General features: G+C 63.2%; 13 protein-coding genes. 6 read left to right on the top strand and 7 right to left on the bottom strand.

The genetic code is table 11. From position 1 onward, the window contains the following. Positions 1-5: 5 nt before the first annotated feature. From B2D37_RS17225 to sutA, 3 genes are all read left to right on the top strand, one after another. A complete protein-coding gene (locus B2D37_RS17225) occupies positions 6-1319 on the top strand; it encodes an ammonium transporter (protein WP_079203836.1) in 1314 nt (437 codons plus the stop codon). Between the two features lie 80 nt (positions 1320-1399). Then, positions 1400-2650 (top strand): ammonium transporter, encoded by a 1251-nt coding sequence (locus B2D37_RS17220; RefSeq protein ID WP_079203835.1) that lies wholly within the window; start codon positions 1400-1402, stop codon positions 2648-2650. Positions 2651-2884: 234 nt separating this feature from the next. Next, the gene (gene sutA, locus B2D37_RS17215; protein ID WP_079203834.1) at positions 2885-3211 is read left to right on the top strand and encodes a transcriptional regulator SutA; all 327 of its coding nucleotides are present in this window, start codon (positions 2885-2887) and stop codon (positions 3209-3211) included. Between the two features lie 18 nt (positions 3212-3229). On the opposite strand, the gene B2D37_RS17210 is transcribed toward sutA, so the two are convergent. From B2D37_RS17210 to B2D37_RS17185, 6 genes are all read right to left on the bottom strand, one after another. Next, positions 3230-3925, bottom strand: a complete 696-nt coding sequence (locus B2D37_RS17210; protein WP_079203833.1) for an HAD family hydrolase — start codon at positions 3923-3925, stop codon at positions 3230-3232. Beyond that, positions 3922-4818 (bottom strand): tyrosine recombinase XerC, encoded by an 897-nt coding sequence (gene xerC, locus B2D37_RS17205; RefSeq protein WP_079203832.1) that lies wholly within the window; start codon positions 4816-4818, stop codon positions 3922-3924. Before xerC ends, B2D37_RS17210 begins: the two co-directional genes overlap by 4 nt. Positions 4819-5052: 234 nt before the next feature. Continuing rightward, positions 5053-5757, bottom strand: a complete 705-nt coding sequence (locus B2D37_RS17200; protein ID WP_079203831.1) for a DUF484 family protein — start codon at positions 5755-5757, stop codon at positions 5053-5055. Next, a complete protein-coding gene (dapF, locus tag B2D37_RS17195; RefSeq protein WP_079203830.1) occupies positions 5754-6584 on the bottom strand; it encodes a diaminopimelate epimerase in 831 nt (276 codons plus the stop codon). The genes B2D37_RS17200 and dapF overlap by 4 nt, the downstream gene beginning before the upstream one ends. Positions 6585-6594: 10 nt before the next feature. Then, positions 6595-7848, bottom strand: a complete 1254-nt coding sequence (gene lysA, locus B2D37_RS17190; protein WP_079203829.1) for a diaminopimelate decarboxylase — start codon at positions 7846-7848, stop codon at positions 6595-6597. 9 nt (positions 7849-7857) lie between these two features. Continuing rightward, positions 7858-7983, bottom strand: a complete 126-nt coding sequence (locus tag B2D37_RS17185) for a lipoprotein (RefSeq protein ID WP_079203828.1) — start codon at positions 7981-7983, stop codon at positions 7858-7860. Positions 7984-8287: 304 nt separating this feature from the next. On the opposite strand from B2D37_RS17185, the gene cyaY reads away from it, so the two are divergent. From cyaY to rnk, 3 genes are all read left to right on the top strand, one after another. Beyond that, positions 8288-8620 carry an iron donor protein CyaY gene (gene cyaY, locus B2D37_RS17180; RefSeq protein ID WP_079203827.1) on the top strand — a complete coding sequence of 111 codons (333 nt, stop codon included), beginning with the start codon at positions 8288-8290 and terminating at the stop codon, positions 8618-8620. Continuing rightward, the gene (locus B2D37_RS24240) at positions 8556-8822 is read left to right on the top strand and encodes a DUF1289 domain-containing protein (protein WP_371915407.1); all 267 of its coding nucleotides are present in this window, start codon (positions 8556-8558) and stop codon (positions 8820-8822) included. The genes cyaY and B2D37_RS24240 overlap by 65 nt, the downstream gene beginning before the upstream one ends. A 120-nt stretch (positions 8823-8942) precedes the next feature. Continuing rightward, positions 8943-9350 (top strand): nucleoside diphosphate kinase regulator, encoded by a 408-nt coding sequence (gene rnk / locus B2D37_RS17170; protein WP_079203825.1) that lies wholly within the window; start codon positions 8943-8945, stop codon positions 9348-9350. Between the two features lie 46 nt (positions 9351-9396). On the opposite strand, the gene B2D37_RS17165 is transcribed toward rnk, so the two are convergent. Further along, positions 9397-12252 (bottom strand): class I adenylate cyclase, encoded by a 2856-nt coding sequence (locus tag B2D37_RS17165; RefSeq protein WP_079203824.1) that lies wholly within the window; start codon positions 12250-12252, stop codon positions 9397-9399. Positions 12253-12349: the final 97 nt, after the last annotated feature.

Below are 12349 nucleotides of genomic sequence, written 5' to 3'. Positions count from 1 at the left end.
CCCCAATGACTCTGCGAAAAATCGCAGGGCTAGGAGCCCTTTTGTCTCTGGTTCCTGGCCTGGCCATGGCCGACGAGGCAGTTCTAAATGGCGGCGATACGGCCTGGATGCTGGTCGCGACCGTCCTAGTGCTGTTCATGACCATTCCGGGGCTGGCCCTGTTCTATGCCGGCATGGTGCGGTCGAAGAACGTCCTGTCGGTGTTGATGCAGTGCTTCGCCATCACTGGCCTGATCAGCGTGCTCTGGGTCGTCTACGGGTACAGCCTGGCCTTTGACAGCACCGGCATGGAGCAGGGTGTGGTCAATTTCAACTCCTTCGTCGGCGGCCTGTCGAATGCCTTCCTCGCTGGCCTGACCAGTGACAGCCTGGTGGCAGGCATACCGGAAAGTGTGTTCATCACCTTCCAGATGACCTTCGCCATCATCACCCCGGCCCTGATCGTCGGCGCCTTCGCCGAGCGCATGAAATTCTCCGCCATGCTGGTGTTCATGACTGTCTGGTTCACCATCGTCTATGCCCCCATCGCGCACATGGTGTGGAGCGGTGACGGTGCGTTGATGGGGGATTGGGGCGTGCTGGATTTCGCCGGTGGCACTGTGGTGCATATCAATGCGGGTATCGCCGGTCTGGTGGCCTGTCTGGTGTTGGGTAAGCGTAAAGGCTTCCCGACGACCGCGATGCCGCCGCATAACCTCGGTTACACCCTGATTGGCGCGAGCATGCTCTGGATCGGCTGGTTTGGCTTCAACGCCGGCTCGGCTCTGGCTGCCAACGGCACCGCCGGCATGGCCATGCTGGTGACCCAGATCGCCGCGGCGACGGCGGCCCTGAGCTGGATGTTTGCCGAGTGGATCACCCACCGCAAACCCAGCGTGCTGGGCATCGCCTCCGGTGCGGTGGCGGGCCTGGTGGCCATTACTCCGGCGTCCGGCACTGCCGGGCCGATGGGGGCGCTGGTCATCGGCCTGGCGTCAGGGGTGATTTGTTTCTTCTGCGCGACCAGCCTGAAACGCAAGTTTGGCTATGACGATTCCCTGGATGTCTTCGGCGTGCATGCCATGGGCGGCATTGTTGGCGCCATTCTCACCGGGGCGTTTGCTGCGCCGGCGCTGGGTGGTTTTGGCACGGTGGAGAACATCCCCGCACAGTTGTGGGTGCAGTGCGAGGGCGTGGCCTTCACGGTGGTCTACACCGCGGTGCTGACCTTCGTGATTCTGAAAGTGATCGACCTAGTAATGGGCCTGCGTGTCAGCGACGAGGAAGAGACGGTCGGTCTCGACCTCGCCCTGCACAACGAGCGTGGCTACAACCTGTAAGCACACGGAGTGCGCCCGGAGCCAACCCCGGGCGCCTTAACCGAACAGCGCTATAAACGCGCGCCGGCAAGAGGTGAACCATGGATAACACAGCATTGACTGCGCTGCAGTACGGCTTCGATACCTTCTACTTTTTGATTTGCGGTGCTCTGGTGATGTGGATGGCAGCGGGTTTTGCCATGCTCGAAGCCGGCCTGGTACGGGCGAAGAACACCACCGAAATTCTCACCAAGAACATCGCCCTGTACGCGGTAGCCAGCGTCATGTACCTGGTGATCGGCTACCACATCATGTACTCCAGCCCGGCCGGCGGCATCCTGCCAAGCCTGGGCTTCCTGATCGGCGACGAACACAGTGTCGAGTCGGTTCTCGCTGGTGGTGACGGCGCGCCCTATTACTCGGCCCGCTCGGACTTCTTCTTCCAGGTGGTGTTTGCCGCGACCTGCATGTCGATCGTCTCCGGTGCCGTGGCCGAGCGCATGAAGCTGTGGGCCTTCCTGGCCTTCGCCGTGGTCATGACCGGTTTCATCTACCCGGTGCAGGGCTTCTGGAAATGGGGTTCGGGCTTCCTTAACGAAGCCGGCTTCCTCGACTTCGCCGGCTCCGGCGTGGTGCACATGGCGGGAGCTACCGCTGCCCTGGCTGGCGTGCTGCTGCTCGGTGCACGAAAAGGCAAGTACGGCGCTAATGGCCAGGTCAACGCCATTCCAGGCTCCAACCTGCCAATGGCGACCCTCGGCGCCTTTATCCTGTGGATGGGCTGGTTCGGCTTCAACGGTGGTTCGCAGCTGAAGATGAGCACCATCGAAGATGCCAACGCCGTGGCCAACGTGTTCGTCAACACCAACATGGCCGCCGCTGGTGGTCTGATCGTCGCACTGATCGTGGCGCGCATCCTGTTCGGCAAGGCTGACCTGACCATGGCGTTGAACGGAGCTCTGGCTGGCCTGGTGGCGATCACCGCCGAGCCGCTGACGCCGACTGCCCTGCAAGCGACCCTGATCGGTGGTGTTGGTGGCGTGCTGGTGGTGTTCTCTATTCTCGGTCTGGACAAGCTCAAGCTCGACGATCCGGTCGGTGCCATTTCCGTGCACGGCGTGGCCGGTATCTGGGGGCTGTTGGCTGTGGTACTGACCAACCCGGATGCCACCCTTGGCGCCCAGTTGCTGGGTATCGGCTGCATCTTCGCCTGGGTGTTCAGCGCCAGTTTGATCGTCTGGTCGATCCTCAAACTGGTGATCGGTCTGCGCGTCAGCGAAGAAGAAGAGTACGAGGGCGTGGATATCGCCGAATGTGGCATGGAAGCTTATCCGGAATTCACAAAAAGCTGATTGTCGAAGATTTAAAACAAAGGCGCCTAAAGGCGCCCTTTGTTTTTTCTGACAGCACGCTAGAATGCGCGCCGATAAGTACTGTTATGCGAGGCCGTGGTACTTGTCCGAACCAGCGTGAGAAGCGGCTGGGGACTTTGCCCAGCAAGGTCATTTGAATTTCCCCGGCGACGTACGAAAGAGTACGTAGCTGGGCTATAACTAACCTGCTTTTCGCAAGTCATGAGGTTGAACATGAGCGACGAAGATCTGGAACAAGACGAGCTCGAAGGAGCTGACGAGAACAGTGGCGAGGAAATGGCCGCCGCCAATGACGTCGACAGCGGTGATGACGATGGCGACGAAGTCGTCAGCACGGGCAAGAGCAAGGCCAAGGCCAAGGCGGCGGTCAGTGCTGAAGAGCTGCCGAGCATCGAAGCCAAGCAGAAGGACCGCGATGCCTTGGCGCGCGCCATGGAAGACTATCTGGCGCGCGGCGGCAAGGTGCAGGAGGTCGAGCCCAACGTGGTTTCCGACCCACCGAAGAAGCCTGACAGCAAATACGGCAGCCGCCCTATCTAAGCGGTTTGCAGGCCTGGCCTATACCCAGCTATGCAGCAGCGCGGGCAATTCGGCCAGGCTGCAGATTTCGCCATCGGCGCGCTTATCGCCTTCCCAGACTTTGCCTTGCGGGTTGAACCAGATCGCCCGCAAACCGGCAGCCTGGGCGCCGGCGATATCGTCGCTGGGGTGGTCGCCGATATGCACGGCGTGCTGCGCGGCAACGCCTGCACGCTTGAGTGCCTCCTGGAAAGGCTTGGGATCGGGTTTGCCGACCCCGAGTTCTTCCGCGCACAGGGCGAACTGGAAATAGTCGGCCAGGCCCAGGCGGCGTACATCGGCATTGCCATTGGTAATCACCCCGAGCTGGAAGCGATTGGCCAGGGTCTCCAGGGTCGGGTGTACTTCGGCGAACAGCTCGACCCGATGGCGTGCGGCGAGAAACACCTGGAAGCCATATTCGGCTAGCGCCACGGCCTCGCTGGGGGGGTAGCCGGCGCCTGCCAGGGCGTCGTGCAGGATGCGCCGACGCAGTTCGCTGAGGCGATACTTGAGCGATGGTTCGGCGTGCAGCAACCGCGCGCGAATTGTCCACAGGTGTTCGACCGGCACCGCGCCAAGGCGTGGCGCGTGCAGCGCCAGCCAGTTACGCAGCGTCGCTTCGGCGTCCAGCATCACCGGGGTTATGTCCCAGAGGGTGTCGTCGAGGTCGAAGGTGATCAACTTGATGGTCATTCGCTGCTGCCTTTGCGTTTGGCCCGTGGGTGGGCCTTGTCATACACCGTGGCCAGGTGCTGGAAATCCAGGTGGGTATAGACCTGGGTGGTGGCGATATCGGCATGCCCGAGCAGCTCCTGCACCGCGCGCAAGTCCTGCGAGGACTCCAGCATATGGCTGGCGAAGGAATGGCGCAGCATGTGCGGGTGCAGATTCTGCCCGAGTTCGCGCACCCCGGCCTGACGCACGCGCAGTTGCACCGCGCGCGCACCGAGCCGGCGACCTTGCTGGCTGATGAATACCGCACCATCCCCCGGGTTGGCCAGGGCGCGCAAGGGCAACCACTGTTCCAGGGCCTGACGCGCCATGCGCCCGACCGGCAACTCGCGGGTCTTGTTACCCTTGCCCAGTACCCGTACCAGGCCGTCGCCCAGGTCCAGGTTGTCGAGGTTCAGGCCGACCAGTTCGGACAGGCGCAGGCCGGAGGAATAGAACAGCTCGAGCATGGCCTGATCGCGCCGGGCGATGAAGTCGTCCTCGACCGCGCCATCGAGCAGCTGAGCGGTGCGATCGGCATCCAGGGTTTTCGGCAGGCGCTGCGCGCCTTTCGGCGGCGACAGGCCGCTGGCCGGATCATTCTGGCAATGACCTTCGCGGATCAGGTAGCGGTACAGGCCGCGCGTGGCCGAAAGCAGGCGCGCCAGGCTGCGGCTGGACTGGCCCTCGAGATTCAGGCGGGCGATCAGCCGGCGCAGGCGTGGGGTGTCCAGCTCGGGCCATGCGGCGATCTGCTCGCGCTCGCAGAAGGCGAGGAGTTTGGCCAGGTCGCGGCTGTAGCCGTCGAGGGTGTGCTTGGAGACCTGGCGCTCGCTGCGCAGGTGCTCGAGGTAGGCGTCCAGTTGCTCTTGCATGGAAGCTCCCGGCGTAGGATGGGTTAGCGGCGTAGAGCACAGATTTGAGGCGCTAAGCGATAGTGGTGCGGCGGTAACCCATCGGGCTAGCTATCGAGCAATGCTGGGTATCATGAGGTGCATCCATGTACCTCAGCCTGCGGGTAGCTAAAGCTGTGCAAAACGGCAGCCTGCCGTTCTGTCGCTGCGCTCAACCTAGGCGATCCCACCCATCCTCCGGGCTTGGCGCTGCGTTTAGCGCACCGAACGCAGCGGCGTGGCGAAGCGCGGCAGGACCCGGGCCAGGACCTCGGCGATATAGCCGAGGAACAGGGTGCCCAGGGAGCTCTTGTAATGCTGGGGGTCGGCACTACCGATTGCCAGCACACCATGCAGGCCCTGATAGGACAATGCGACCACGGCTGCCGAGCCGACTTGCTTGGCTGCACTTTCGCCGAACAGGAAGTTCAGTTCATGCTCGCGCAACACGCCGCAGATGGTCTTGCCGCCGGCCAGCAGGCCGCCGATGGCCTGATGCGCTTCGGCGCTGCTGACCGAACGACCGACCGCTAGCGGCGTATCACTGAACAGGATCAGGCTGACGAAGGGCACCTGGAACTGGTGGCGCAGGCTGTCTTCCACAGTGCTGACCAGCTCTTCGAGGCTGGCTGCATCGAGCAGGTCGAGCACCAGGTGGCGGGTCTTGTCGAACAGGCGGTCGTTGTCGCGGGCCACATCCATCAACTGCGAGAGGCGGTGGCGCATCTCGATATTGCGCTCGCGGAGCAGCTTAACCTGGCGTTCGACCAGCGAGATGGTGTCGCCGCGCTGGTGCGGAATACGCAACTCGGGAATCAATTCATCGTGGTCGACGAAGAACTCCGGGTGCAGGCGCAAATAGTCGACGACCGCAGCCGCGTCGAGGTCGTGTGGTTTAGGCGAATCCTGCTGGTCGGTCATAGGCGCACCTGTCCTTCGTACACGCGCATCGCGGGTCCGGTCATCATAACGGGCTGGTCCGCGCCTGCCCACTCGATCAACAACTTGCCGCCGGGCAGTTCGAGTTGCACTGGCGAGTCCATCCAGCCTTGGCCAATCGCCGCCACTGCCGCCGCGCAGGCGCCGGTACCGCAGGCCTGAGTCTCGCCCGCGCCGCGTTCCCAGACACGCAGCTTGGCATGCTGGCGATCGATGACTTGCAGGAAGCCGACGTTGACCCGCTGCGGAAAGCGCGGGTGGTGTTCCAGTTTCGGCCCCAGCTCATGCACCGGTGCGTTGTCGACGTTGTCGACGCGCAGCACGGCATGCGGGTTGCCCATGGACACGGCGGCCAGCTCGAACGCTTGGCCCTCGACCTCGACGCAGTAACTCAAGGCTTGCTGATCGGCCTGGAAGGGGATTTGCGCCGGCTCCAGGCGCGGCGCGCCCATGTTCACGCTGATCTGGCCGTCGGCGCGTACGTCGAGTTCGATGATGCCGCCCTTGGTTTCCACGCGGATCTGCTTCTTCATCGTCAGCCGCTTGTCCAGCACGAAGCGGGCGAAGCAGCGGGCGCCATTGCCGCACTGCTCCACTTCCGCGCCATCGGCGTTGAAAATGCGGTAGCGAAAGTCGACGTCCGGATTGCTCGGCGGTTCCACCAGCAGCAGTTGATCGAAGCCGACGCCGGTGTGGCGATCGCCCCACTGCTTGGCGTTCTTGGACTGGATATGCGCGTGCTGGCTGACCAGGTCGAGAACCATGAAGTCGTTGCCGAGGCCGTGCATTTTGGTAAAGCGCAATAACATCAGGGTGCCCTTATGGTGCTGGCGGCAGACGGCTTTCGCCCGCAAAGAGTTCGCTGAGGGGCTCGCGACGACGCACTTCGAAGGCCTGGTCGCCATCCACCATCACCTCGGCGGCGCGGCCGCGGGTGTTGTAGTTGGAGCTCATGACGAAGCCATAGGCGCCCGCCGAACACACGGCCAGCAGGTCGCCTTCGGCCAGCGCCAAGTGACGATCCTTGGCCAGGAAGTCGCCGGTCTCGCAGATCGGTCCGACAATATCGTAGTTGCGCGTCGCGCCATCGCGCGGCTGCACGGGCACCACGTCCATCCAGGCCTGGTACAGCGCCGGGCGGATCAGGTCGTTCATCGCCGCGTCGACGATGGCGAAATCCTTGTGCTCGGTGTGCTTGAGGTATTCGACCTGGGTCAGCAGTACGCCGGCATTGGCGACGATCGAGCGACCCGGCTCGAACACCAGGGCCAGGTCGCGGCCTTGGATGCGTTCGCGCACGGCCTTGATGTAGTCGCCGGCCAACGGCGGCTGTTCGTCGCGGTATTGCACGCCGAGGCCGCCACCGAGGTCAATGTGGCGCAGGTGGATGCCGCAATCGGCGAGGCGGTCGATCAGCGCCAGCAGGCGGTCCAGGGCATCGAGGAAGGGCGGCAGGCTGGTCAGTTGCGAGCCGATATGGCAGTCGACACCGACCACGTCCAGGTTCGCCAACTGCGCGGCGCGGATGTACACGTCCTCGGCGTCGGCGATGGCGATGCCGAACTTGTTTTCTTTGAGGCCGGTGGAGATATACGGATGGGTGCCGGCGTCTACATCGGGATTGACCCGCAGCGACACCGGCGCTTTCACGCCCAGTTCGGCAGCGATCAGCTGCAGGCGCTCCAGCTCATCGCTGGACTCGACGTTGAAGCAGTGCACGCCGACTTGCAAGGCGCGGCGCATGTCGTCACGGCTCTTGCCGACGCCGGAGAAGACGATTTTGTCGGGCGCGCCGCCAGCGGCCAGGACGCGTTCCAGCTCGCCACGCGAGACGATGTCGAAGCCGGCGCCGAGACGTGCCAGGACGTTCAGTACGCCCAGGTTGGAGTTGGCCTTGACGGCGAAGCAGACCAGGTGTGGCATGCCTTGCAAGGCGTCGGCATAGGCGCGGTACTGCGCCTCGATATGCGCGCGCGAGTAGACGTAGGTCGGCGTGCCGAAGCGTTGGGCGATGGCGGACAGGGCCACGCCCTCCGCGAACAGCACGCCGTCGCGGTAGTTGAAGGCGTTCATCAGCTGTCCTTATTGGTTTTGCGCGGGCGCGGGCTTGCTGTCTTCCGGGAGGAACAGCGGGCCTTTCTGGCCGCAGCCGGCAAGCAGGGTGCTGATGGCGACAAGCGCGATAAGGGCAGTAAGCAGCCGCTTCATGGTGAAGTCCTTGTTAAAAGCATAATTGCGCCGGAGTATACCGGCCCCCCGGGGCCTTGCCTATGCGCCAGGATTCCCGTCCGGCGGGCTTTGCCTGGGTCCAGGGAGAGGTGCGGATCATGCGCATCGAGCACGGTATACTGCGCTCGATGCTTACTCGACCCGCTATGCTGGCCTCGCGAAGCAACCTTCGAGCGCTACATTGCGTTCGGTTCAGATGCTCCCGTCTGGCCATCGCGCGCAACGATGTCCCGGAGCGCCTGGCACTTTTCTGCACTACCTGAATTTTTCGAGGACATCCGCAATGAGTTTGACTGAAGCCCGCTTTCACGATCTGGTCGATACCGTACAGCAAGCGGTGGAAGACATTTTCGATGACAGCGACCTGGATCTCGACCTGGAAAACTCGGCGGGTGTACTGACCGTGCGTTTCGAGAATGGCACGCAGCTGATCTTCAGCCGTCAGGCGCCGATCCGTCAGTTGTGGCTGGCGGCCCGCTCCGGCGGTTTCCACTTCGACTACGAGGAAGCCAGCGAGCGTTGGATTTGCGACAGCAGCGATGAGCTGCTGAGTGAAATGCTCGCCCGCATCACCCTGGAGCAATCTGGAGCCAGCCTTGAGTTTGAAGAGCTCTGAGCCAGCAGGCGCTTCGCCCAAGCCGGCTGAGCCGCTAATCGCCTCGCCGTGCGTGCGCCAGTGCTGCCTGAACGAGCGAGATATGTGCCTGGGTTGTGGTCGTTTGCTCAATGAGATTCTCGAATGGGGCAGTGCCGATCATTCGCGTCGGCGGCTCATTTGCCATGCTGCCCAGGCGCGTTTGCAGCAACGACAAGGCTGATCTGCCGGCCTTGTTTATTTGAACGGCTGTGATACGGTCGACCCGACTAGCGCAAAACCCCGTCTCTAGCAGGCGGGGTTTTGCTTTTTAAGCATTCCGTAAAGGAGAGTTGAGCTGACCATGACCAGTGCACCGTCAATTACCATTACCCGTCTCGATTTGCAGCGGTTGGAACGTTTGCTCGACAGCCTGGAGGAGTTCGGCCCGGGTGCTGTCGCCCTGCAGGCCGAACTGGATCGGGCTGAAGTGATTGGCCATGACCAGGTGCCAGCGGGGGTGGTTACCATGAACTCGCGGGTGCATTGTCGCGAAGAAAGCAGCGGCAAGGACTATCACCTGACCCTGGTTTACCCGCAGGACGCCGGCAAAGAAGGCTGTGTGTCGATTCTCGCACCGGTGGGCAGCGCGCTGCTGGGGCTGAGTGTCGGCCAGCATATGGACTGGATCGCGCCCGGCGGCAAGCAATTGAAACTGACCCTGTTGGCGGTGGAATACCAGCCAGAAGCGGCCGGTGAATACAGCCGCTGAACGACCGTCGGGCAGACCCTGGCTGCCTGCGCCTCGGCGCGCCTGATCAGGTTTTTTCCAGCGCCGTGTTGAGTGCTGCTTCCAGGCGAGCTTTGTAGCGCAGGTAGTGAATGGTCTGGGCCTGTCCGTCGCCGAGTACGGCGGACAGGTCGAGGTCGGTGATGTAGCACGGGTAGCGCTCGCCCTCGCGGCGTTGGGCGAGGATATGCCGGGCCACGGCGGCGAACAGGTCGCCGGCATACTCCAGTTCGGAAAACTCTCGGTGGTTGCAATACAGGGTCACGTTGGCGCGCTTGCCCTCGGCCGGTTCGACAATTGCCTGCACATCGTAGAAGGGCGGGCTCACCGGCGCTTGCGGCGGCGCGCGCAGCTCCACCTGGCGGGCCCGCAGCGGCGCCGCCGGGAGTACTTCGTAATAGCGCACCTCCAGCGCGCTCAACGGTGCCGGGCTGTCCAGCGGCAGCAAGGCGTTGCGCCGGTATAGCAGCGATTGCAGAAAGCGCTGCAACGGCTTCAGCAGGCTTTGCTCGTCGCGAAACGGCATGCTCTGCCGCCACAGCGCGTTGTGTTCGTCGAGCAGGGTCAGTTCGGCCTGACCACTGTTTTCGTGGCGCCGGTAGAACACCTGGATGCACTCGGGGCGGCCGAGCGGCAGGATCAAGGCCAGGTCATCACCTTCCAGCGCGTTGCGGTCGAGGTGCAGCAGGCTATAACCCGGCTGCTCCTTGCCGAGGTGCTCGAGCAGCGCCGGCATGCCTGTGAGTGCCGTGTGGCTGACTTGCCCAGGGATCAGTTCGAGCAGGTGGTATTGCTGCTTGATTTGCAGCAGGTAACGGTTGTGCTGGGTGCCCGCGAAGTTATCCAGGGTGTCGCGAAACAGCTCCTCGACCCGCTCGGCGATGGTCGTGGCGCGGTTGCGGCAGAAGCAGCGCACCTGCAGGTTGGGTTTGCTGTCGCTGGCCGGCAGGCTGTTGAGAAAATCGCGCAGGCAGTCGAGCAGTGCATGGGGGCCGTCATAGCGGCTGACCAGCAGTTCGTTCCAGCTGTTCAGGCTGACCTGATCGATGGTCAGAATCAGGTTCTCGCGCACCCCGGAATAGCCTAAGGCATCGGTCCGCTCGGTGGTCATGTGCACATTCATCTGGCTGTGCTGCTTGAGCGGATCGATGCCGACATTGACCAGCAGCAGCACTGCGCCGGGTACGCGGGCGCGCAGCAACGCGCTTTCTTCGATTGCTGGCAGCGGCAGCGGCACAGTCTGCTGCAGGCTGGTGAGCAGATTGGACAGCTCGAACTCGCTCAGGTCGCTGTCGCCAGGGTGCAGCGACAGTCGCGTGCTGCTGTCGATCACGCCATTGCGGTGGCACCAGGCGAGCAATTCAACCAGTTCGCGGGCGCGCTTGAGCGGGGCGAAGTCCGCGCACTCCTGGGCGCCGAGGCTACCGCCAAACAGGGCCCACTGCTTGCCCTCGCTGGCCTCGGTTCTTGGCACCTGCATCAGGGTCAGGGTGTCTTCGCCCAAGTCCGGGGCGATGCCCGGGTTGATGAATTCGATCTTGCCGGCCTTGCGCTCGAAGGCGGCATACAGGCGCCGACCCAGCACGCCGAGGTCGCGGCTGTTGAGTGAGCTGCCAGCCTGGGCGTCGCGGGCGAACTGGGAGAGGAAGCGGTAGCTGTAGGTCAGTTCGTTGACCAGCGCGCGGCGCTCGGCGCTGACCTGGCGCACCTTCCACTGGCTGCGGCTGTCGAGCATCGCCAGTTGCCGGCTGTCCCAGTTCCAGTCGCTGGTCAGGCGCTCGAGTAGCAGGCGTTGCCAACTTTTGTGGCGGTCGCGCGGCGGCCGGCTGAGTTTTTTATTGATCTTCAGGTACAGGCAGCGACGGATCAGCTCCAACCGCTCGATTTCGCCGCGCCCGCTGAGGTATTCCTCCAGGCGGCGGTAAACCACGATGTAAGGGTCGAGTTCGTCGAGGTCGAGTCGATTGCAGAAGACCGCTTGCTTGAAGCGCAGCGCCAGGCATTGCACCTTGGGGTGTTCGCTGGCGTAAACCTCGGTGAGCAGCAGCTTGAGCACCGACTTGTACGGCGACTCGATGCCTTTGGACAGCTGCCACATGCCCGCGCCGATGAATTCGCTCGGTGGAATCTGCGCCAGGTGACCAAGGTCGAGCACTTCCTCGGCGCGGATGAAGCGCTTGCTCAGCAGGATGCCGATGTAGTCGTGGTAGCGCTGCTCCTCATACACCGGCACCAGCCACCAGAGCGGGGTGCGCCCGGCCAGCCAGATCGCCGTGCGGTAGAACTCGTCGAGTAACAGGTAGTGCTGAGTGGTGCCGCAGTCGTCCGAGGTCAGTTGCGCCTCGCGGTCGCCGACGGTAAAGCGCACCGGGTCGATCAGGAAGAAATGCGCTTCGGCGCCCTGGGTCGCGGCCCAGGCTTCCAGTTGCTCGCACTTCTTGCGCAGTTCGGCGATTTCCTGGGCGCTGAGGTCGGGCGCGTGACAGACCCACAGGTCCATGTCGCTTTGCTCGGCCTGGGCCACGGTGCCCAGGCTGCCCATCAGGAACAGCCCGTGGAGTGGCAGTGCGCTGTTGCCGCGGCGTGCCTTGTAGGCGAAGGAGCGGGTCAGTCTTTGCGCTTCGGCGAGCAGATCGTCGTCAGGCTCGAAGCCGCTCAGTCCGGCCGGTGTCAGTCCGGACACATAGCCCGGCAGCAACGGATGATTGACGTGAAACAACAGCGGCAGCAACTTCAGGACCAGCTGCTGGCGGGTCGACAGTGCCTGCATGGCGCGCTGCAGGCGGCCGTCATTAACCTTGAGAAAGCGTGCACGCAGTTGAGCCAGCACCTTGCGGTCGATACCGTCATCGATATCCGGGCGAATTTCCTGGGTACGGCTCATGCGCGGGCTCGGCGGGCAATGTGCCACGACGGCCAGTCAGTCGTGGCGAGGTGCAGATAGGAGCGCCATAGCGCCCACGCCATTGCCCGCTTGCGCA

It is taken from the genome of Pseudomonas sp. CC6-YY-74 (genome assembly GCF_002025205.1).
Lineage (GTDB): Bacteria > Pseudomonadota > Gammaproteobacteria > Pseudomonadales > Pseudomonadaceae > Aquipseudomonas > Aquipseudomonas paeninsulae.
The sequence above is the reverse complement of the archived record's forward strand: the minus strand, read 5'-3'. Positions and strand labels throughout refer to the sequence as shown.

Excerpts from the sequence above, each read along its gene's own strand:
- dapF (WP_079203830.1), bottom strand. The coding sequence starts at position 6,584 with ATGTTATTGCGCTTTACCAAAATGCACGGCCTCGGCAACGACTTCATG.
- B2D37_RS17225 (WP_079203836.1), top strand. The coding sequence starts at position 6 with ATGACTCTGCGAAAAATCGCAGGGCTAGGAGCCCTTTTGTCTCTGGTT.
- B2D37_RS17200 (WP_079203831.1), bottom strand. The coding sequence starts at position 5,757 with ATGACCGACCAGCAGGATTCGCCTAAACCACACGACCTCGACGCGGCT.
- B2D37_RS17165 (WP_079203824.1), bottom strand. The coding sequence starts at position 12,252 with ATGAGCCGTACCCAGGAAATTCGCCCGGATATCGATGACGGTATCGAC.
- cyaY (WP_079203827.1), top strand. The coding sequence starts at position 8,288 with ATGAGTTTGACTGAAGCCCGCTTTCACGATCTGGTCGATACCGTACAG.
- sutA (WP_079203834.1), top strand. The coding sequence starts at position 2,885 with ATGAGCGACGAAGATCTGGAACAAGACGAGCTCGAAGGAGCTGACGAG.
- B2D37_RS17185 (WP_079203828.1), bottom strand. The coding sequence starts at position 7,983 with ATGAAGCGGCTGCTTACTGCCCTTATCGCGCTTGTCGCCATCAGCACC.
- lysA (WP_079203829.1), bottom strand. The coding sequence starts at position 7,848 with ATGAACGCCTTCAACTACCGCGACGGCGTGCTGTTCGCGGAGGGCGTG.
- xerC (WP_079203832.1), bottom strand. The coding sequence starts at position 4,818 with ATGCAAGAGCAACTGGACGCCTACCTCGAGCACCTGCGCAGCGAGCGC.
- B2D37_RS17210 (WP_079203833.1), bottom strand. The coding sequence starts at position 3,925 with ATGACCATCAAGTTGATCACCTTCGACCTCGACGACACCCTCTGGGAC.
- B2D37_RS17220 (WP_079203835.1), top strand. The coding sequence starts at position 1,400 with ATGGATAACACAGCATTGACTGCGCTGCAGTACGGCTTCGATACCTTC.
- rnk (WP_079203825.1), top strand. The coding sequence starts at position 8,943 with ATGACCAGTGCACCGTCAATTACCATTACCCGTCTCGATTTGCAGCGG.